Raw genomic sequence first — 19,818 nt, 5'->3', positions numbered from 1 at the left:
CCATAGTCTTAACCGATATACATGTAGAGACTGCCCAAAATTTGACTGGTGAAGTCTACCAGCTTCGTAATGATCCAAGGGCCGAACAGCAGTAAAGCGAGCAGTACGGCGACGATTTTGGGAACGAACGCAAGCGTCTGCTCCTGAATCTGGGTTGTAGCTTGGAAAATACTGACTATCAGTCCTACCACCAGACCAAGAATCAGCATGGGAGCGCTTGTTTCCAGCACCAAATATACGGCTTGGCCGGCTAGACCGATAATAAACTCCGTATTCATCCCTTATGCCTCCTCTTATACGTCAGGTGTTAAAACTCATCAGCAGTGATTTTACAACTAAGTACCAGCCGTCTACCAGTACGAAGAGCATTATTTTGAACGGTAATGAAATCATGACCGGAGGCAACATCATCATCCCCATGGCCATCAGTGTACTCGAAACTACAATATCAATGATCAGAAAAGGTATAAAAATCATGAAGCCCATTGTAAACGCCTTTTTCATTTCACCAATGGCAAAAGCCGGCACCATCACTGTCAACGGAATATCATTGTACGTGGCGGGTTTGACCGTGGCATTGTTACCCGTGTAATTCATAAACAAAAGCAGATCTTTGGTGTTCGTCTGTTTGAACATGAATTCCTTCATCGGTTCGGCTGCTTTATTAAGCGCTTCGGACTGAGTTAAGGTACCTTTCATGTACGGCTGCAGCGCCGTTTCATTCACCTGTGCAAGTGTAGGCGACATTATGAAGAGAGTAAGAAAAAGCGCCAACCCTACAAGCACTTGGTTCGGAGGCATCTGCTGTGTACCGAGTGAGGTTCTGACGAAACCCAATACGATGACGATCCGTGTAAAGCTGGTCATTAGAACAAGAAAAGCCGGGGCTACACTCAGAACTGTCACAAGTAGCAGTATAGAGATGGAACTGGTACCCCCGCTGCTTGAACCGTTACTGTCGCCAACTTGAATATTAATGTTCGGTATAGGATCAGCGTGTATCGGATGCAAAAGCAAAACACTGAACATACCGAGCAGCAGAAAAGAAAGAATCAGCTTTTTTTTCATAAATCCCTCGACTCATCTTTAAGTGCATCATCCCGGAGAAGCTCTTCCATTTTTTCGTTGCGCTCAGGTGCAAGTGCAAGCTTGGATTGCAGGGTCTCATAAAAAGAGGATGTTTCACTAAGTTCGATTTCCTGAGATGGAACCTCACCGCGCACCTTGGCTTTGATTTTGGAAATGAGCGGCACCAGAAAGTTGTTCTGTCCTGACGACTCTTCTTCAAACGTAGAAATGATAAGTGCCACTTCCGCCGGGTCCGTGATTTTATCCAACATGGATATATTCTCACCGACCCCGATCATGTAAAGGCTGCCGCCGATTTCAATAATCTGCACAGACTTATTGGGGCCCAGTCCGAGCGCACCCAGCGTTCGGATGGAGCGCCCGCTCATTAACGTCTGATTGCGGCGGCCAAGAAAACGGATCAGCAGCACTATAAGAATGACGATTGCCGCAAGGACAAAAATAACGTTGAGCAAATTCAGCAGGGGGTTACTGTTTCCCAGCGGTTCGCTGTTAGCCGGCATGTCTGATTCCTACACGCCCAGCGTTTTGTTGATTGCTTCAATAACACGGTCTGCCTGGAACGGTTTAACGATAAAGTCCTTGGCACCCGCTTGAATCGCGTCAATGACCATAGCCTGCTGACCCATGGCTGAACACATGATGACCTTGGCATTGGCATCTACTTTTTTAATTTCTTTAAGGGCGGCAATTCCGTCCATTTCAGGCATGGTAATATCCATCGTGATCAGATCCGGACGCAGTTCTTTAAACTTCTCAATAGCCTGCGAACCGTCCTGGGCTTCACCCACTACCTCAAATCCGTTCTTTGACAAAATATCCCGGATCATCATTCTCATAAATGCTGCATCGTCCACGATTAGAATTCGGTTAGCCATTTTTAAAAAATCCTCCCTAAGTATGCTTATTGTAATTTTTGAATTCGGTCCCACTGGCTGACGATATCCGTAACGCGAACTCCGAAGTTTTCGTCGATAACTACGACTTCACCCTTGGCAATGAGCTTGTTGTTCACCAGAATGTCAACAGGCTCACCAGCCAGCTTGTCCAGCTCGATAATCGAACCTTGCGACATTTCCAGAATATCTTTGATCTGCTTCTGGGTCCTTCCTAATTCTACGGTCACTCTCAGTGGTATGTCCATTAATAAATTTAAATTATTTTCATCAATATTGCCAAAGGCTCCTGCGCTAAGATTAGCGAATTGAACAGGCTGTACATTTACATTGCGTCCAAGAGGCGGCGCCTGCGGTGGAACCTGTCCGTAAGGCATTCCCTGAGGCGGTACTCCATATGGCGGCACGCCCGGCATTCCATAAGCAGGCATTCCTGCCGGTGGATAATAATAGCCTCCTTCAGGCATCCCCGGATAAGGCGGCATTCCCTGAGGCGGATATTGCGGCGGCACTTCACCAGGTCCAGGCGGCGTCTGCTGCGCTGGAGGTGCTGCAGGGGCCTGGGCAGGTGCTGGTGCAGCAGACTTGTCTGCTGTCGACACAGCCGCTTCCTGATCCGCCTGGCTGACATCACCGAGCAGCATGCTGACCATATCCTTGGCGAACTGAACCGGCAAAAGCTGCATAATCGTGGAGTCGATAAGATCCCCAATCTTCAGTCGGAAGGAAATTTGAATCAAAGTTTCGTCATCCGGAAGACTGCCTACCCCTTCTCCACTCGACATATTCAGGATATCAATTCCCGGAGGCGAGATGTTGACAAACCGGTTGAAGATCGTTGACATGGAGGTAGCAGATGAGCCCATCATCTGGTTCATTGCTTCCTGCACGGCGCTGATATGAATTTCATTCAGCTCTTCATCCTTGGGTTCTCCTTCACCGCCAAGCATTAAGTCGGCAATGACTTGCGCATCCCTGATCTTGATTACCAGTGAGTTAATGCCTTGAAAACCATCCACGTACTGTACATGTACCGCAACATGAGGTTTAGGAAAAGCTTCCTCAAACTGCCCACGGGTAATGATGGACACTTGCGGAGTCGTAATATCAACCTTCTTACCCAGCAAAGTGGAAAGTGCAGTCGCTGCACTGCCAAATGTAATATTGCCGATTTCCCCCAGCGCATCCTGCTCAAATGGTGTCAGGTAATCATCAACTGTCTTTTCCTGTGGTTCCATTGAGCCTTCCGCGGACTGTCTGAGAAGAGCATCGATCTCTTCTTGGGATAAATAGTCTTTACTCGTCAAACTCTTCAGCTCCTTCACTGACAATCTCGTCTATTTGCACAGCTACACGCTCTTTAATCATCCCTGGACTTCCAATGAATTTCAGCTTGTCCCCTACTTTGATCGACAGCCCGGAATCCACGGTCTTATTGAGAGAGATTACGTCGCCGACGCTAAGCCCGAGAAATTCAGCTATGGATAACCTGGATTCACCCAGCTCTGCAACTATAGGCAGCTGCGCCCTGTGAACTCTCGAACGGATAGATTCAAGTTCAACCTCGTCCCGCACCTTCTTCTCAGAAACAAACCATTGGTGTACGGACAGCCTTGTCATAATCGGCTCCAGTACGACATGAGGGATACATAGATTGATCATCCCGGTAGTGTCGCCTATTTTGGTGCTTAACGAGATCAGCGCAATCGTTTCATTCGGTGATACAATCTGCATGAACTGCGGGTTCGTCTCCAGAGCTTCCATCCGTGGATTAATATCCAGAACCGTCTTCCAGGCTTCCTGTAGACTTTCAAAACATCTGCTGAAAATCCTCTCCATGATAGTTGTTTCAATTTCGGTCAGTGCATTAATCTTGCTTGGTGCCGTTCCAAAACCGCCCAGCAGCCTATCAAGCATGGCAAAGGCAATATTCGGATGCACCTCCATGACCATTCGTCCCTCCAGCGGTTCCGCTTCGAAAATATTCAAAATCGTCATTTTTGGAATGGAACGGATGAACTCATCATAAGGGAGCTGCTCTACTTGAACGACACTGATCTGCACAAAGGTACGCAATTGGGCCGAAAAGTACGTCGTAAGATAGCGGGCAAAGTTATCATGAATCCGCGTAAGGCTGCGGATATGATCTTTCGAGAAGCGCACGGCCCGTTTGAAATCGTAAGAGCGGATTTTTTTCTGGGTTTCTTCTTTTTTAAGTTCGTCGGCATCCATTTCACCGGATGAAAGTGCGGCAAGCAGAGCATCAATTTCATTTTGTGATAGTACATCAACCAATTCAATCACCCCCCATCAAACAATTAAACCCGCCAGCAGCTAAATAGAAGCCATAATGAATTTAGTGAATTCGATCTGGGTTATAGACCCTTCAGTCAAATTCTTGTTGATTATATTCACCAGCTTGCTGCTGATTTGATCTTTGCCGCTAGCACCATTGAGATCCTCTGGCTTGGTATCGGCAATCGCCTTAATAATTAGCGGCGTGATCTTAATAGCTTTTATCTTTTCGAATTCTTCCTTGGACTTCGCTGTATCCAATTGGAACGCGATGTCTACTGAAAGGATGTAATCGGGATCGGCAAGATTAGTTTTGATATCGGTGATTTGCGCCGTCAGTTCGACGATTTGATCAGCACTCATTGTGTTGGTTTCCACATTTTGAACTGCCGCTTTCACATCATTCGCATCGCTTGGGAAGATCTTATCCATTAGTAAAAATGCAGCTACTACGATGAGTGTTACCGCAAGTAAAATTGTAATGAGCCACGGCATCATCTTTTTCATGAGAGCTCCTCCATAGACTGGACTTTAATGGTGGCAGCATATGTGCCTATGTCCCTGTTATAATCTCGGATCTTACGTATGACCTCATCGGCTTTTTCAAGCACGATCAGTCTTTTTCCGGTTACCAGTGTAATGTAAGTATCCGGGCCTTCCTCTACCATTTCTACCAGCAAAGCATTTAAAAACATTGGCGTTCCATTCAATCTTGTTACCGAAATCATAACAGACCTCCTAACAAAAATAGGGGGAGGAGTTCCTCCCCCAAGACTTCACAATACAGCAAGTTTATGATTATGGTTTAAAAATTAACGCTTGAGGTTAACAACTTCCTGAAGGACTTCATCAGAAGTTGTAATAATCCGTGAGTTCGCCTGAAAACCGCGCTGGGTTACGATCATTTCAGTAAACTCACCCGTCAGATCGACATTGGACATTTCTAGCTGACCGGAGACGATTTTCCCTGTACCTGCTTCTGCATCATTCGGAGTCGTTATCACAAGCTCACCATCGGCATTCGCATTCAATGTCATGCGATACAGATTACCGCCGATTTTCTCCAAACCTTGCGGATTGCTTACTTTAGCCATACCGATTCTAACGCCCGGCTCAGTTGTTCCGTCAGCCATCGTCTGTACGATGGTGCCGTCGCTGGAGATTGAGAACGCCGTTACTTCCGCTGCAAGTTGAATAGCCTCGCCATCGGAATTCAGAACATGCAGTCCATCGGAAGTGATCAGGTTGCGGGCTGCATCCATATGGAAATCACCGGCACGGGTCAGAAAAGGAGTCTCCTGATCATCCGAAAGTCTAACCACGAAGAAGCCGTCTCCGTCAATCCGCAGGTCGGTAGGATTGTTGGTAGTCATGGCACTGCCCGCCAGATGCATGGTGTCTACGGAACCGATGCTTACTCCAAGGCCAATCTGCTGCGCATTGACCCCGCCTTGACCGCCTTCAACCGGAGCAGTAACACCTGATACGGTTTGGCTCATGATGTCTTTGAACATTACGCGGCCCGATTTGAAACCGAGTGTGTTCACATTGGCGATGTTATTGCCGATGACATCCAGCTTGGTTTGAAATCCGCGCATACCTGAAACACCTGAATACATAGATCTTAACATGATTAATATCCTCCCGGATTATAGAGTCAACTGACCCATAATTTATAATGTAAATCATAATTGAGCTGTAGACACGTCAGTCGGTCGGCGTCTACTCCGGCTCTCCCGATAGGACCGGCCGGTTTATGAGATAATAACTGCACTATCAATTTGTGTGAACACATTGTCCTTCATAGAGCTTCCATCCATAGCCGTGACTACAGTACGGTTAGGCACACTGACGATTAGAGCCATATCCTTCATTAATATCAAGGATTCTTTGCTACCCTTGGCTGCAGCTTTATCCACTGCCGAAGAGATCTCATCCAATTGACGGGTTCCAAGTTCAATCCCCCGTTGCTCCAGTCGTTTCGCGGCATGATTGCTGAATTTCAGTAAATTCCGCTGAAGCACACTTTCAAATGAAGCTTCTGTTTTGACCGTATTCTTTGCTGCCTGCTGTCGCTGTAGAGCCTGCGGATGTACACTTGAGGGATACAGTTGTCCTATAGTCAACCTGTCGCTCATATTGTCCCCCCGCTCTCCCCGGCGTCGTCTTGAGTCTTGTCGCTCACAGTTTCCACTTTAGATGCTGCATTCTGGATTTGTGTAATGTCAGTTAAAGCAATTCGCTCAGTGCCTACAACTGCATATTGCACACCTTTATTGACAACTATGGATTCTACATTGCCTGTCTTTGGAAGTTTGGTTTCCGTATCAGTCCAGGTGATATCCTTTCCGATCAATCCGGAGACCGAACCAAGCGACTGACTCATAGCCGTCATTTGGGTCGAAATATTCATAAGTTGCTCTACCGATGAGAATTGAGCCATCTGGGCGATAAATTCTTTATCCTCCATAGGCTGCGTGGGATCCTGATTCTGCAATTGAGTCATGAGGATTTTCAAGAACTGATCCTTGCCCAGGACGGAGCTGCCTGTTGTTTTCTTGCTGCTGTCAGGAACTACATAATTCCATTGATCTTTGGTAGTTATCGGAGTCGTTGATTCCATTTCATTTCACCTCACTTTTTTCAAAATATTAAGCTTTGGCTGAGAAGCCTCCGCCTTCGTAACGGATATCCTCCTGGCCGTTTGCTACCCAATCCTTCCATTCCCCATTAAGCTCTGCGGCAAGCACCGCATCAGCAATTTCCTCACGGCGTTCCTTAGAGCGACCATCCTGCTGTTGCCCGCCGGAAGCCGATTGACGTCCCTGCTGCCCGTTGAACTGGGAGAGGAGCGCTGAATTCTGCGAAACTTCCAATTTCTCGACCTGAAGTCCTTGAGACTGCAATGCGCTGCGCAATTGACTCATCTGCTGCTCAAGCATATCTTTGGCTCCGGAATGCTCAGTCAAGAACTGGGCAATCAAATTGCCGTTTTGCATCGTAATCTTAACATCTACTTGTCCCAAATTTTCCGGAAAAAGCGTAATTGTAGCTTCAGCTACCCCGCCTTTTTTTAGAATTTCAAGTTTCCCCGTGATCATTGTGTCCATTTCTTGAGCGAATTGATGAACGGGCACTTGGACTGTCGCTGCCTTCAGCGGCGCTGTAATACCGCCTCTAAGTGACAATTGTCCTGCAGTCACGACATTGTTCTCATCTGCAGTCCCATTGATCTCGGGCAAAGCTTCTTCTAAGATTCCGGCTGGTTTAACCTCCGCTCCAGTCTTGGAGGCCGGTGTTGTGATCACCTCTGCTTCAGCAGCACCTGTATTTGTTACAGGCGTAAGCGGATCTGCGCTCTCAAGTACAGGTGCTTTAGCTTCAAAATAATATACAGGCCTGTTATTCTCAGCCATTGCCTGTTGTTTCAAAGTCACAGCAGGAGTATTGCTAAGGATTGTTGCCTCTACCGTTTTTGCCTTATTGTCCGGTATAGAAGTTTCTGCCCGAGTTAACTCTTTAGCAATAACGTTATTTTCTACGGCTGATGCCTCCGCATGGATAACTGGTTTTGACTTAAGTTTACTCTCAGAAACGGCAGCTTGGGCCATAATGACCGTGAACTCGTTCAACAACTCAATACCCTCGGCCGCATTTTTTTCATTCCCGGTAACGGACGACTGCTGAATCAGATTCACTAGACTAGTAAGGTCATCCTGAACAACAAAACGCACAGTCTCTGAGTTCTGGGCAAGCGGAGATAAGCCCGATGCAGGGTCAATGTCCATGTTTGCTGCACCAGTCTCAGCAGGGTTGTTACTGCCGGACAGCAGTGCCGATACCTGAATCAGCCAGCCTTGCAGGGCAGCGAGCAAAGCAGGGTCAGTGCTGATATTGTCATCCAGCTTCTCAATATCCTGCAAAAGCCCTTCCAGCTGCTTAGAGCTCTCGGAACTTTCTGCATCCTTACCGCCCAGCGATTGACCAGCTTCTTCCCCCGTCGAGCTTGCGCTATTCAGCAAACCCTGCAGCAATGAAGCCAGATTGCCCAGTAAAGGCGTCTCTGTTTCCTTTGTAGTTCCTCCAGTCATACTCTGAACTAGAGTCTGAGCAAAAGGCATTGCCGTTGTTGTTCCGTTTGCAGCAGTTGCTCCACCAAGGGCTGAAGCTGCTCCGGTTGCAGCAGAAGAAGTTCCTGCCGATGTTGTCAGGTTACCGCCTGAAAGTGATGGAACGACTAAACTCATTATTTTTCACCTCCTTTCAAGTGTTATTTACCACCCATCAGCCGATTTACAATTTTGGCAGTTTGAGCGCTGTTTTTCTTTGTCATCTCGCCTAAGATCGAGGATCTTACACTGTCACTCACCGTGTTCAATATCGTAATCACCTTATCAGGGCTAATACTGTACATTGAACCAAGCAAGGTTGCCGCTTCCGTCGCAGGCATAGACGTGAATGTCTGGCTGAGTTTGTCCTTATTGAGATTAGCGGTTGAAGTTGTTGTGGCCACACTAGCCTCATTCTGCTTCAACCTCGATTGAAGGGCTGCAATAGCCATATCGGTAGAATCTGTCGTTTCTTTTAGCTTAATCGAGACATCTGCAGCCTTTTTAGGATCCATTTTTTCCAGAATCACTGTTTTGCTGGCTTTACTCATGGCGCTAAACACTTGAACCATTTCTTCAGTAGTTAAATTTTCCATAATCGGAGCTGCCTTGGAGGCTTTCATTCCCGCATACAGCTTGGCTAATTCAGCGACCTTCACTTCATACGGATCTTCCGTCTCCTCAGGAGCAACCTCCGCAGCTGCAGCTTCTTCCTTCATACCGTCAATCTGCTTTTGGAGCGCCTGAACCTGGGTTTCCTGAGTCGTTTTTTCTTCGGTCACCTGCTGCAGCTGTTTGGCCTGCTCAGCAACCTGGGCCTTCAGTTTTTTGATCGTTGTTTCCGAACTTGCCTCCTGCTCTTCGCTTTGCGCTTCAGGATCAGTGGCAGTCTCGCTCCCCGGTTCGGCGGGAGGATCAGGAATCACTTTTTCGATAAAAGGGATCTTGTTTCCGATTGCCAGCACGTTGTTGCGGATATCCATATTAAATAGAGTCAACAACACACCAAGCAGTACGAGAGTGAATATGATCGGAATCATTAAGAACAAAAACCGCTCGAATTTACCTGCTGACTCTTCATTTTCAAATTCCATATCATTGTTAGCCACTAGCGGAAACCTCCCGGGTTAGAGGGATTTCATCGCGAAGCGGACGGTAGCCATCTCATCCAGTTCGTTTTGTTCCCGTAAAATCATATTCTGCTGAAATATAGTCTGAGCCTTGTCTTTGGCTTTCAGCCAAACCTTCTCATCAAGGACCTTAGTGCTAAGATGATCCTGCTTATGCTGCACCTCTACATGAGCCCGGCGGATATCCAAATGCTTGCGGGCGATACAGGTATCCAGATAATCCATGTAATCCTGCATCTCTCGAATCTTGGCCATCGGTGTCTTTTGTTCGGCTGCACTTTGCAGGGACAGCATCAGTGTGCTGCGCTGAGAGATTAATTCATCAAGACTTTTTTCCTGGGCTTGCAATTCTCCGAGCGCACTTGAAAGCATCCACTCTGCCTGTGTTTTTTCGTTGCCTTTCAAGTCCACAACTTTTTGAAAAGTATAATGGAACCTCACTGCTGATCAACTCCTCGAGAACTGTGAAATTAATGATTGTTGAACCTCGGCCAGCGTCACTTTTTCGTTAACTTTCTGTTTCGTGAAATCCCAGATGCTGTCGATATAATGCATCGACTCATCAATCTGGGCATTGGAGCCTCTCTGATAGGCACCGATATTGATCAAGTCCTCTGAATCCTTATATACCGCCATAAGTCGTTTTACATTCTCGGCCGCGTCAATTTGCTCCTCGGGAGCAATATCCTTCATTACACGACTGATGCTGGCCAGTACATCAATTGCAGGAAAGTGACCTTTATTCGCGATATTCCGGTTGAGCACAATATGTCCGTCGAGTATACCCCGCACAGCATCGGCGATGGGTTCATTCATATCGTCACCATCCACCAGCACTGTGTAAAAAGCGGTAATGGAACCCGTTGGCCCTGTTCCCGCCCGTTCCAGCAGCTTGGGCAGACTGGCAAATACGGAAGGGGTGTAACCTCTCATTGCAGGAGGTTCGCCTACCGCCAGCCCTACTTCGCGCTGTGCCATGGCGTAACGTGTTACCGAATCCATCATCAGCATCACATTCAGTCCCCGGTCGCGGAAATATTCAGCAATCGTTGTGGCGATCAGCGCACCTTTGATCCGTATGAGTGCCGGCTGGTCGGATGTGGCAACAATAACTACCGAGCGCTGCAGACCTTCCGGCCCTAAATCACGTTCAATGAAATCCAGCACTTCCCTGCCCCGCTCACCGATAAGGGCAATCACATTCACGTCCGCCGAAGTATTGCGGGCGATCATGCCCATTAGAGTACTCTTACCGACGCCGGACCCTGCAAAAATCCCTACCCGCTGACCTTTGCCGATCGTAAGCAGACCGTCGATCGCCCGGACGCCAATACTGATGGGCTCATGCACCCGGGGACGATTCAGCGGATTGGACGGAATATTGAAGGTCGAGCTATGCGGCATCCGGGCCGGAATCAATGAGCCGTCAAGCGGCTGGCCCAATCCATCGAGCACCTTACCAAGCAGTTCGGAACCAACCTGAACGCTCAGCGGTTTGCCTGTACCTACAACATCACAACCGGGGCCTATCGCCTGCAATTCTCCAAGAGGCATCAGCAGCACTTTATTATCGCGGAAGCCTACAACCTCAGCTTGCAGCGGCTTATTGCCTTTTGAAGGATAGATGTAGCAGACATCACCGATGCTGGCATCCGGCCCTTCTGACTCAACCATCAGCCCGATCACCTGGGTAACCTTCCCGTTAATTCTTACGGGGTCGAAATTACGCAGCTGTTCTTTATATCGCCCACTGTCAAGCATCGTCTTCCCCATTTCTGTGCTCCTCGGTGTCCAATGCGATTCGAACCAGCTCTTTCTTGATTTCTGCAAGCTGAGTGTCGATTCGTGCATCAATGCTGCCGAAGGAAGAGCGGATCACACACCCAAGATCCTTGACCGTGGAATCAGGCAGGATTTGCAGTTCGGCCTGCGAATCCACCGCCAGCGCCAATTCTTCCCTGGCCGCATTGACGAAAGCGAACTGCGCAGGTGAAACGCAGAGGGAGATAAGTCCCTGCTCACGTTTACGGGCCAGATTCTTGCGGATCAGATCCAGTGCGAACTGCGGCTCAACCGTCAGCTGCTTGTCCACAATTTTCTCGGCGATACTGCAGCTAAGCTCCACCAGGAAAGGCTCAGCTTCCTGAATAATGACGTCTCTCCCGCGGTATGCTTCTTGAAGAACATTACGTGCTTCTTCCATCATCTCCGCAAGCTTTTGCACCATATCCTGTTCAGCCTGTGTGACGCCTTCCTTGTAACCTTGCTGAAACGCCTCGGCCTTAATAGCTTCTATAAGATGCTCATCCTGCTCCCTGCGCTGCCGCCACCATTCCTCAGCTTCATTCCGTGCCGATTCCACAATATTCTCAGCTTCCTGCGATGCGTTCCGGACCTGTCCTTCAGCGAACTCCTGGGCGTCCTTCAGCATTTGCTTGCGTGCTTGCTCTGCCTCTTCACGGGCCGGGTCCTGATATTGAACCTCTCCTGCTGCTGCTGTTTCTTCGTGAGCCGGCTCTACAACAAGCCCTGCATGCTGCCTGGCTTGTTCCAGCCGCTTAAGCACATCTACGGGAACATATTGAGAATGTTTAATCAGCTTAGACAATGATGTCATCTCCTCCACCACGGGCGATGATAATTTCACCTGACTCTTCGAGTCTGCGGATCGTGCCTACAATGCGGGTCTGTGCTTCCTCAACATCACGCAACCGCACCGGACCCATATATTCCATTTCCTCGCGGAAGCTTTCGGCCATCCGTTTGGACATGTTGCGGAAAATAACATCGCGCACTTCTTCGCTGGCCACTTTGAGTGCAAGCTGCAAATCCGCATTCTCGATATCTTTGATAATGCGCTGGATGGAACGGTTGTCGACATTGACAATATCCTCGAATACGAACATCCGTTTTTTGATCTCTTCGGCCAGCTCCGGATCCTGTATTTCCAGGGAATCCAGAATCGTACGTTCCGTCCCCCGGTCAACACCGTTCAGGATCTGTACGATAGATTCGATACCGCCTGCATTCGTATAATCCTGCGTTACTGTTGCAGAAAGTTTCTGCTCCAGTACGCGTTCGATTTGCGTGACAACCTCAGGTGAAGTACTATCCATAATCGCGATTCTTCTCGCAACTTCAGCCTGCTTCTCTTGTGGTAACGAAGAAAGAATGGAAGCTGCCTGCTCAAACTGCAGATAAGATAATACAAGGGCAATAGTTTGTACATTTTCATTCTGGATAAAGTTTAATATTTGATGCGGATCAGCTTTGCGTGCAAAATCAAAAGGTCTAACTTGCAGCGTTGCCGTCAGGCGGTTAATGACCTCCATAGCCTTGGTTGAACCAAGCGCTTTCTCCAGAATCTCCTTGGCGTAGTTAATACCGCCTTGAGAGATATATTCCTGAGCGAGGCATATTTGGTGAAACTCGGACATGATTGACTCTTTCTCGCCGCTATCCACCTTACGGACATTGGCTATCTCCAGAGTCAGTTGTTCAATCTCCTCGTCTCTTAGATGTTTGAATATTTGTGCTGATACCTCAGGGCCTAGTGTGATAAGCAGGATCGCCGCTTTTTGACGGCCGCTGAGACCCTGCTGGCTAGCTTTTGCCATTAGTTCACCTCTGTTCGTCTGCAAGCCATGTACGCAACAAGTTTACGAATTCATCCGGCTTTTTCTTCGCCAGACTTTCCAACTGCTTGCGAACCTGACTTTCATTCGTCACGCTCTCCAAGTTAATAGAAGGAAACTCGGTAGGAACCTGCAGCGGAATGTCTTCTTCCACTTCTTCTTCTTCTGTCTTCTTGCGGCTGCGGTAAATGAAGTATCCCCCACCTGCGCCGACCAGCAATGCTGCCGCAGCAATGGCCCAAATCATCCACGTAGCAAGTCCGCCCGACCCTGTATCAGCAGCTGTATCTCCAAATTGTTGCGAGTATACCGAAACTTTTTTGGTCAAATCTGCGTCTGTATAAGTGACTCCTGAATCTGCTAGAGTAGCTCTTACAATATTGGTCAGAATATTCTTAATTGCTGCTGAAGTATTATCATCCAAAATATTTTGTCCTGTAGGTGGTTCAACCGCAACATTTATGGTTAAATCTTTTACAGTATACGGGCTAGCGATAATATCCTTGGTGATCCGGTTCACTTCGTAGTTTCGGGTCTCTGATGATTCTTCAGATGTAGAAGTGCCTGTATTAGTTCCAGATGGATAACCTGAGACATCTTCTGAGCCCGTACCCGCAACGCCTCCGGTAGTATTTCCTTGCCCCGAATAGGAATTGCTGATAATCTGCGAACTGATTTCAATCCCTTTCATATTCTCTGTATCTACCGGAGTAACAAGATCTTCTTTCCGGTTCTCTTTGTCAAAATTTAACTTAGAGAAGACAAGGACATCGACTTTATCTGGTCCTGTGAGCGTAGTTAGGAACTGTTTCACATTTTTCTTAACTTCTTCTTCAAATTTCTTTTGAAGAGCAAAGTTTTCTTCAACCTGGTTGGTAACCCCTGCCTGTCCGCCTTTAGCTGTCGGCATCAACTCGATCTCGTTATTTGCAATCGTGATGTTGTCAATCGGCAAATTCGGCACTGCAGTCTTTACAAGGTTGAAATAACCGTCAATATTGTCCTGTGATGGTCTAAATCCTGGATCAAAGGAAAGTACAACGGAAGCCGAAGCCTGCTCCTGACCCTCTTGAGCGGCAAAGACCGTCTCTTTGGGCAAATTAATCAGTACCTTAGCATCCTTGATTCCCTGCATCCGTCTCATCAGCTGTTCCACTTCACCATTTAAAGCATTGTTGTATTTAACATCAAACTCACTGTCCGTCGTACCGATCATCGACGAAGATTCGTCAAACACTTTATACCCGATGGAACCTCCCTGCACGATTCCCTGCGAGCCAATATCAACTTTAATGCGAGCGGCCTCTGTGCTTGGTACGGATATGCTGTGTCCATCCGGACTTAAACGGTATGAAATTCCTTTTGTATCCAGGTAAGTCATGACTCCGGCGGAGTCCGTGCTGTCCAGATCTTGAAATGCCACTTCATATTCCGTCTTCGAAAGCTGCATGGTCAAAACTACGATTATTAAAATAATGATAAACAATGTAGAAAAAAATAGAATCTTCTGTTTAGCGCTAAATCTGTTCCAATACTGGGTGATTTTTTCCCGGTACTGGGCCAATCGTTCATTCACAGTGTCACCCCATCCGAAACTAAGCTAAGGATTATTTAGATTTGAGTTCTCATAATTTCCTGATAGGCTTCGATCACTTTGTTCCGGACTTGTGTAGTCAGCTGCAAACTCAGCAATGCCTGCTGGGAAGAAATCAAAGCCTCATCAATGTTGACTTCTCCCAATACGAATTTATTACTCATTTCCTTGGAATATTGCTCTTGCTCTGCCACTTGATTAAGTGCATCCTGCAGATAAGAACCAAAGCTTTGTTTGGAACCGCTAACCGCTTCTGACTCTGTAGCTACTGGCTTCATAGCAAGCGGTTGAACAGCTTGGGTTCCAATAGTTAAATTCTGTATCAACTGTTTTCCTCCTAAGATGTCATTTCAAAATTACCGACCAATTTCAAGCGCTTTGCTTACCATAGCCTTGGACGCGTTTAGCATCGTAACATTAGCTTCATAGGAACGGTAGGAAGACAGCATATCTACCATTTCCTTCGTAACATCTACGTTAGGCATATACACATAACCTTCGGCATCCGCATCAGGATGGCTGGGGTTGTATACCGGCTTCATAGGTGAGGCATCATCAATAATCGACTGTACCTTAACCCCTTCGCTTTCACCATTCATCTTAGCATTCAATATGTTGGAAAAGCTTTTGTTCTCGGCTGTCTCCAGCACCACCAGCTTTCTCCGGTAAGGTACGGCTTTGCCGTCCACTACAGAGGCTCTGGTTGTTTCAGCGTTGGCAATGTTGGAGGATATTACATCCATCCGCAGCCGCTGAGCGGTTAAAGCTGAAGCGCTTATTCCAAAGCTGCTACCAAAATTCACTATTTGCTACCTCCCCTCAACTGCTGTGCGCATTTTAGCGATATCACTGTTTAACAGATGTACATAAGAGTTGTACCGAAGCTGATTCTCGGCGCTTAACGCCATCTCGCGATCCATATCCACATTATTATCATTGTTGTTCATCGAGGTGGTGTGGTCTGTAGTGACTACTGCAGACGGAACAGCTGTAGCCGATCCGAATTGGAAATGGCGGGAATCCGATATCTTCGCGTTAAGCGTTGACTTCAGTCCACTTTCCTGTTGCCTAAGCAAACTTTCAAAAGAAACGTCGGAGCGTTTGAAATTCGGTGTGTCGTCATTTGCCACATTGTTGGCCAAAACACTTTGTCGTTTATTGGCGGCATCAATGCCTGCCTGTAGTCTTTGAAAACTGACATTGTTTAGCAAACCCATGCAAATCCCCCCCTTCCAAAGCTATCATAATGAAAAGAATTCCACAACTTCTTCCGAAATCCTGCTACTTTCGACAAATAAAGCTAAATTTTTAACTTTTTTTCATGAAGTGCAGGTCGAAAGCTGTCGATGAAGATTTAAAATGTCAATCTCATATACATTGATTCTCTTAGAAATTGTATATTATTACAATAAGAAATAAGCCCTATCTTTTCTGAAAAGAGAGGGCTTAAAGCATGGTTTTTCAATTATTTACCTTTTTCATTCCAATATCTAACTTTATTTAGCATATAGTGACATAAAAAGGTTGATTTCCACCGACTTTTGTCATGTCACTACTTCCATATACCTAATTTGAAGTAAATTTGGAGGCTGTCGGATTAGAGGATATACTGGCTTATATCGCGGTCTTGTGCGATTCCTGACAGTTTTTCACGAACATATTCCGGAGTGATTACCATTGTATCGAGAGTCAATTCAGGAGCTTCAAAAGATAGGTCTTCCAGCAGTTTCTCGAGAATAGTATGCAAACGACGCGCACCTATATTTTCCATGTTCTGGTTCACAGAGGCTGCAATTTTGGCGATTTCCTGGATCGCTTCCGGCTGGAACTGAATTTCAATATTTTCCGTCTTGAGCAAATTAACATATTGTTTCGTCAGCGCATTCTCCGGTTCAGTCAATATGGAGACGAAATCCTCCAGTGTAAGACTGCTCAGCTCCACACGAATCGGGAATCGCCCCTGAAGCTCAGGGATAAGGTCGGAAGGTTTCGCAATATGAAAGGCTCCCGCTGCCATAAACAGGACATAATCCGTCTTCACAGGTCCGTATTTAGTCATCACCGTAGATCCTTCGACGATAGGCAATATATCACGCTGCACCCCTTCACGGGAAACATCGGGTCCAGAACCTTTGCCCTGGCTGGCAACCTTATCGATTTCATCGATAAAAATAATACCAGACTGCTCGGCACGGGACACGGATTCCCGAATGACGTCGTCCATGTCAATCAGCTTAGCCGCTTCATCCTGGATCAGCACTTTGCGTGCTTCCTTGACCGGCAGCTTGCGTTTTTTGGTCCGCTTGGGCAGTAGACTGCCGAACATTTCCTGCATGTTCATTCCCATCTGGTCATTGCCTTGCCCGGCAAACATATCCAGCATCGTAGGGGCGGTATCCTCCACGTCGATTTCAATGATGTCGTCTTCCAGCTGTCCTGCCAGCAGTTTGAATTTGACACCACGCCGGCGTTCGCTGAGCGAACCATCCTCGGGCTCTTCCTTTGTATCTTCGGAGCTTGCGTTATTGCCGCCGAAAATCATTTCGAAGGGATTCCGCTGTGACTTGTTTTTGGAAGTAGACGGAACGAGAATCGAGACGATCCGCTCATTTGCCAGTTCCTCAGCCCGGTCTTTCACCTTCTCTGTCCGCTCAAGCTTAACCATACGGATGGCGGTCTCCACCAAATCGCGGACCATAGATTCCACGTCGCGCCCCACATAACCAACCTCGGTAAACTTGGTAGCCTCTACTTTGATGAACGGGGCATTTACAAGCTTGGCAAGCCGGCGGGCGATCTCAGTCTTCCCTACCCCAGTAGGACCGATCATCAGAATGTTCTTTGGAACAACTTCATCGCGCAGCTCTTCAGCAAGCAGACTGCGGCGGTAACGGTTACGCAGTGCAACTGCCACCGATTTTTTAGCCTGCTTCTGGCCAACGATATACTTATCGAGTTCTGCTACGATTTGACGCGGTGTAAGCGATTGATTACCCATTATGACTTCCTCCCTCTTTCTGCGGCGCCGTGCCTATAATTGTTCAACAATAATATTGGAATTGGTATATACACAAATCTCGGAAGCGATTTGCAGTGCTTCCCTGGCAATTTCAGCAGCTTCTAAATTCGGAGCATGGCGTTTCAGCGCACGTCCTGACGCCAGTGCAAAGTTGCCTCCGGAGCCAATGGCCAACACATCATCATCCGGTTCAATGATTTCACCGTTACCGGAGATCAGCAGCATCCCCTCTTTATCCATCACAATCATTAAGGCTTCCAGCTTGCGCAGGATGCGGTCCTGGCGCCAATCCTTGGCCAGTTCCACAGCTGCCCGCTGCAGATTGCCGTGATGCTCCTCCAGCTTGCCTTCAAACTTCTCGAATAATGTAATCGCATCGGCCACGGAACCCGCAAAGCCAGCGATTACTTGTCCTCTGTACAGGCGGCGGACTTTTTTAGCCGTCGTCTTCATGATGACACTTTCTCCAAAAGTAACCTGACCATCGCCGGCTATTGCCGCATGGCCATTATGTCTAACCGCACAAATTGTAGTCGCATGAAAGCTGGGTAACATGATTTTGCAACCTCCTAAAAGTTTTGTGAGCTTCGCACCTTGAATCCCATCGAACAAAACTGGCTTCGAAAGCATATACCTTAAGTTTTGTGGGATGCCACTTGCAAAAGAACGGCTTAACACACCCTTGTTTATGACGGGCTTGGTTCAGTTATCTCCGGCTCTGTGTAGGGAAGTCCTGTGCGGGCAGCGAAACCGGCAATACTGTCCAGTGCACGGTGAGCCAGAAATTCATTTTTTTCCTTCTTGCTGCGGATTTTCTTCTCAAGCTTAGGAAGCAGGCCGAAGTTGGCATTCATTGGCTGGAAATGTTCCGGATCCGCGGAAGTGATGTAAGCAGGCATGCTGCCCAGCACACTGTCCTCCGGGAAGATCAAGCCTTCCTCGCCAAGTGCAGCTCTGGCCGCGTTAATTCCGGCGATCATTCCGGAAGCAGCCGATTCCACATAACCTTCGACACCTGTCATCTGTCCGGCAAAAAACAATCTTTCCTTGCCTTTCATCTGATATGTGGGATGCATCAGTTTGGGAGAATTAATAAAAGTATTGCGGTGCATTACGCCATAACGGACATATTCCGCATTTTCAAGACCCGGTATCAGCGAAAAGACACGTTTCTGCTCCCCCCACTTAAGATGGGTCTGGAATCCAACCAGGTTGTATAGTGTACCTGCAGCATTATCCTGACGCAGCTGCACTACTGCATGAGGCAATTTTCCAGTGTGGGGATTCATGAGTCCTACCGGCTTCATTGGGCCGAACAATGCCGTTTGCTTGCCGCGCTTCATCATGATTTCAATCGGCATACAGCCTTCAAAGTAAATCTCTTTCTCAAAATCTTTAAGTGCTGCGGTCTCGGCCGAGATCAGCGCATCATAAAAAACATCAAATTCCTCTTCCGTCATCGGACAGTTAAGATAGGCTGCTTCCCCTTTGTCGTAACGGGAGGCCAAATACACCTTGCTCATGTCGATGGTGTCTTTCTCCACAATCGGCGCTGCAGCGTCATAGAAGTAGAAATACTCTTCACCGAGCAGCGCTTTAATCTCAGCAGACAAAGCCGGAGAAGTCAGCGGACCAGTCGCGATAACGACAATCCCTTCCTCCGGTATATGCGTAAGTTCTTCATTTATGACTTCCACCAAAGGATGATTGTGCAGCGTCGAAGTAATTTCACCCGAAAATCCGTCCCGGTCTACGGCAAGTGCGCCGCCGGCAGGAACCGCATGCCGGTCTGCGGCACCCAGGACCAGCGAATTCAACCGCCGCATTTCTTCCTTCAATACACCTACGGCATTGCCGAGTCCGTTTGCACGCAGGGAGTTGCTGCATACCAGTTCAGCAAACTGATCCGTATGATGCGCAGGCGTCTTTACAACAGGTCTCATTTCATATAGTCTGACCGGCACTCCGCTCGAAGCGATCTGCCATGCGGCCTCACTGCCGGCAAGACCGGCGCCTATTACTGTTACTTTAGCTGTTTCTGTCAATTTCCT

The 19,818-nt window shown here is 47.6% G+C and carries 24 protein-coding genes; all 24 read right to left on the bottom strand.

Annotated features, from left to right (window positions below; translation table 11 throughout):
• Nucleotides 1–8: 8 nt before the first annotated feature.
• Nucleotides 9–278, bottom strand: coding sequence for a flagellar biosynthesis protein FliQ (fliQ, locus tag NYE29_RS23925; RefSeq protein ID WP_038593488.1), 270 nt, complete (start codon nt 276–278; stop codon nt 9–11).
• Nucleotides 279–300: 22 nt separating this feature from the next.
• Nucleotides 301–1,068, bottom strand: coding sequence for a flagellar type III secretion system pore protein FliP (fliP, locus tag NYE29_RS23920; protein WP_076110099.1), 768 nt, complete (start codon nt 1,066–1,068; stop codon nt 301–303).
• Nucleotides 1,065–1,592: a flagellar biosynthetic protein FliO gene (locus NYE29_RS23915; RefSeq protein ID WP_038593494.1), complete on the bottom strand. Its 528-nt coding sequence runs from the start codon at nt 1,590–1,592 to the stop codon at nt 1,065–1,067. Before NYE29_RS23915 ends, fliP begins: the two co-directional genes overlap by 4 nt.
• Nucleotides 1,593–1,601: 9 nt before the next feature.
• A complete protein-coding gene (locus NYE29_RS23910) occupies nt 1,602–1,967 on the bottom strand; it encodes a response regulator (RefSeq protein ID WP_019910416.1) in 366 nt (121 codons plus the stop codon).
• 26 nt (nt 1,968–1,993) lie between these two features.
• On the bottom strand, nt 1,994–3,292 hold the full coding sequence (gene fliY / locus NYE29_RS23905; protein WP_340897803.1) for a flagellar motor switch phosphatase FliY: 1,299 nt from the start codon (nt 3,290–3,292) through the stop codon (nt 1,994–1,996).
• Nucleotides 3,282–4,280, bottom strand: coding sequence for a flagellar motor switch protein FliM (fliM, locus tag NYE29_RS23900; RefSeq protein WP_038593500.1), 999 nt, complete (start codon nt 4,278–4,280; stop codon nt 3,282–3,284). The genes fliY and fliM overlap by 11 nt, the downstream gene beginning before the upstream one ends.
• Nucleotides 4,281–4,319: 39 nt before the next feature.
• On the bottom strand, nt 4,320–4,787 hold the full coding sequence (locus NYE29_RS23895) for a flagellar basal body-associated FliL family protein (protein ID WP_340897802.1): 468 nt from the start codon (nt 4,785–4,787) through the stop codon (nt 4,320–4,322).
• A complete protein-coding gene (locus NYE29_RS23890; RefSeq protein WP_038593507.1) occupies nt 4,784–5,008 on the bottom strand; it encodes a flagellar FlbD family protein in 225 nt (74 codons plus the stop codon). The genes NYE29_RS23895 and NYE29_RS23890 overlap by 4 nt, the downstream gene beginning before the upstream one ends.
• 84 nt (nt 5,009–5,092) lie before the next feature.
• Nucleotides 5,093–5,911, bottom strand: a complete 819-nt coding sequence (flgG, locus tag NYE29_RS23885) for a flagellar basal body rod protein FlgG (protein ID WP_076110102.1) — start codon at nt 5,909–5,911, stop codon at nt 5,093–5,095.
• A 123-nt stretch (nt 5,912–6,034) separates the two neighbouring features.
• The gene (locus NYE29_RS23880; RefSeq protein ID WP_076110103.1) at nt 6,035–6,418 is read right to left on the bottom strand and encodes a TIGR02530 family flagellar biosynthesis protein; all 384 of its coding nucleotides are present in this window, start codon (nt 6,416–6,418) and stop codon (nt 6,035–6,037) included.
• Nucleotides 6,415–6,903 (bottom strand): flagellar hook assembly protein FlgD, encoded by a 489-nt coding sequence (gene flgD, locus NYE29_RS23875; RefSeq protein ID WP_038593518.1) that lies wholly within the window; start codon nt 6,901–6,903, stop codon nt 6,415–6,417. Before flgD ends, NYE29_RS23880 begins: the two co-directional genes overlap by 4 nt.
• 28 nt (nt 6,904–6,931) lie before the next feature.
• Nucleotides 6,932–8,527 (bottom strand): flagellar hook-length control protein FliK, encoded by a 1,596-nt coding sequence (locus NYE29_RS23870; protein ID WP_340897801.1) that lies wholly within the window; start codon nt 8,525–8,527, stop codon nt 6,932–6,934.
• 23 nt (nt 8,528–8,550) lie between these two features.
• Nucleotides 8,551–9,498, bottom strand: a complete 948-nt coding sequence (locus NYE29_RS23865; protein WP_340897800.1) for a MotE family protein — start codon at nt 9,496–9,498, stop codon at nt 8,551–8,553.
• Between the two features lie 18 nt (nt 9,499–9,516).
• The gene (gene fliJ / locus NYE29_RS23860; protein ID WP_038593525.1) at nt 9,517–9,960 is read right to left on the bottom strand and encodes a flagellar export protein FliJ; all 444 of its coding nucleotides are present in this window, start codon (nt 9,958–9,960) and stop codon (nt 9,517–9,519) included.
• 6 nt (nt 9,961–9,966) lie between these two features.
• Nucleotides 9,967–11,280 carry a flagellar protein export ATPase FliI gene (fliI, locus tag NYE29_RS23855; RefSeq protein WP_038600094.1) on the bottom strand — a complete coding sequence of 438 codons (1,314 nt, stop codon included), beginning with the start codon at nt 11,278–11,280 and terminating at the stop codon, nt 9,967–9,969.
• Complete coding sequence (locus NYE29_RS23850) at nt 11,273–12,127, bottom strand: FliH/SctL family protein (protein WP_340897799.1); 855 nt, start codon at nt 12,125–12,127, stop codon at nt 11,273–11,275. Before NYE29_RS23850 ends, fliI begins: the two co-directional genes overlap by 8 nt.
• Nucleotides 12,120–13,136: a flagellar motor switch protein FliG gene (gene fliG / locus NYE29_RS23845; RefSeq protein WP_038593531.1), complete on the bottom strand. Its 1,017-nt coding sequence runs from the start codon at nt 13,134–13,136 to the stop codon at nt 12,120–12,122. The genes NYE29_RS23850 and fliG overlap by 8 nt, the downstream gene beginning before the upstream one ends.
• A 4-nt stretch (nt 13,137–13,140) precedes the next feature.
• Nucleotides 13,141–14,730, bottom strand: a complete 1,590-nt coding sequence (gene fliF, locus NYE29_RS23840; RefSeq protein ID WP_076110106.1) for a flagellar basal-body MS-ring/collar protein FliF — start codon at nt 14,728–14,730, stop codon at nt 13,141–13,143.
• A 35-nt stretch (nt 14,731–14,765) separates the two neighbouring features.
• Nucleotides 14,766–15,074 carry a flagellar hook-basal body complex protein FliE gene (gene fliE / locus NYE29_RS23835; RefSeq protein ID WP_076110107.1) on the bottom strand — a complete coding sequence of 103 codons (309 nt, stop codon included), beginning with the start codon at nt 15,072–15,074 and terminating at the stop codon, nt 14,766–14,768.
• 30 nt (nt 15,075–15,104) lie between these two features.
• Nucleotides 15,105–15,551 carry a flagellar basal body rod protein FlgC gene (flgC, locus tag NYE29_RS23830; protein WP_038593540.1) on the bottom strand — a complete coding sequence of 149 codons (447 nt, stop codon included), beginning with the start codon at nt 15,549–15,551 and terminating at the stop codon, nt 15,105–15,107.
• Nucleotides 15,552–15,557: 6 nt separating this feature from the next.
• Nucleotides 15,558–15,965, bottom strand: a complete 408-nt coding sequence (gene flgB, locus NYE29_RS23825; RefSeq protein WP_340897798.1) for a flagellar basal body rod protein FlgB — start codon at nt 15,963–15,965, stop codon at nt 15,558–15,560.
• A 380-nt stretch (nt 15,966–16,345) separates the two neighbouring features.
• The gene (gene hslU, locus NYE29_RS23820; RefSeq protein ID WP_340897797.1) at nt 16,346–17,746 is read right to left on the bottom strand and encodes an ATP-dependent protease ATPase subunit HslU; all 1,401 of its coding nucleotides are present in this window, start codon (nt 17,744–17,746) and stop codon (nt 16,346–16,348) included.
• A gap of 33 nt (nt 17,747–17,779) precedes the next feature.
• A complete protein-coding gene (hslV, locus tag NYE29_RS23815) occupies nt 17,780–18,322 on the bottom strand; it encodes an ATP-dependent protease subunit HslV (protein WP_038593549.1) in 543 nt (180 codons plus the stop codon).
• 131 nt (nt 18,323–18,453) lie between these two features.
• Nucleotides 18,454–19,812: an FADH(2)-oxidizing methylenetetrahydrofolate--tRNA-(uracil(54)-C(5))-methyltransferase TrmFO gene (gene trmFO / locus NYE29_RS23810; protein ID WP_340897792.1), complete on the bottom strand. Its 1,359-nt coding sequence runs from the start codon at nt 19,810–19,812 to the stop codon at nt 18,454–18,456.
• Between the last annotated feature and the right edge of the window lie 6 nt (nt 19,813–19,818).

It is taken from the genome of Paenibacillus sp. FSL M7-1046 (genome assembly GCF_038007405.1).
Lineage (GTDB): Bacteria > Bacillota > Bacilli > Paenibacillales > Paenibacillaceae > Paenibacillus_AQ.
The sequence above is the reverse complement of the archived record's forward strand: the minus strand, read 5'-3'. Positions and strand labels throughout refer to the sequence as shown.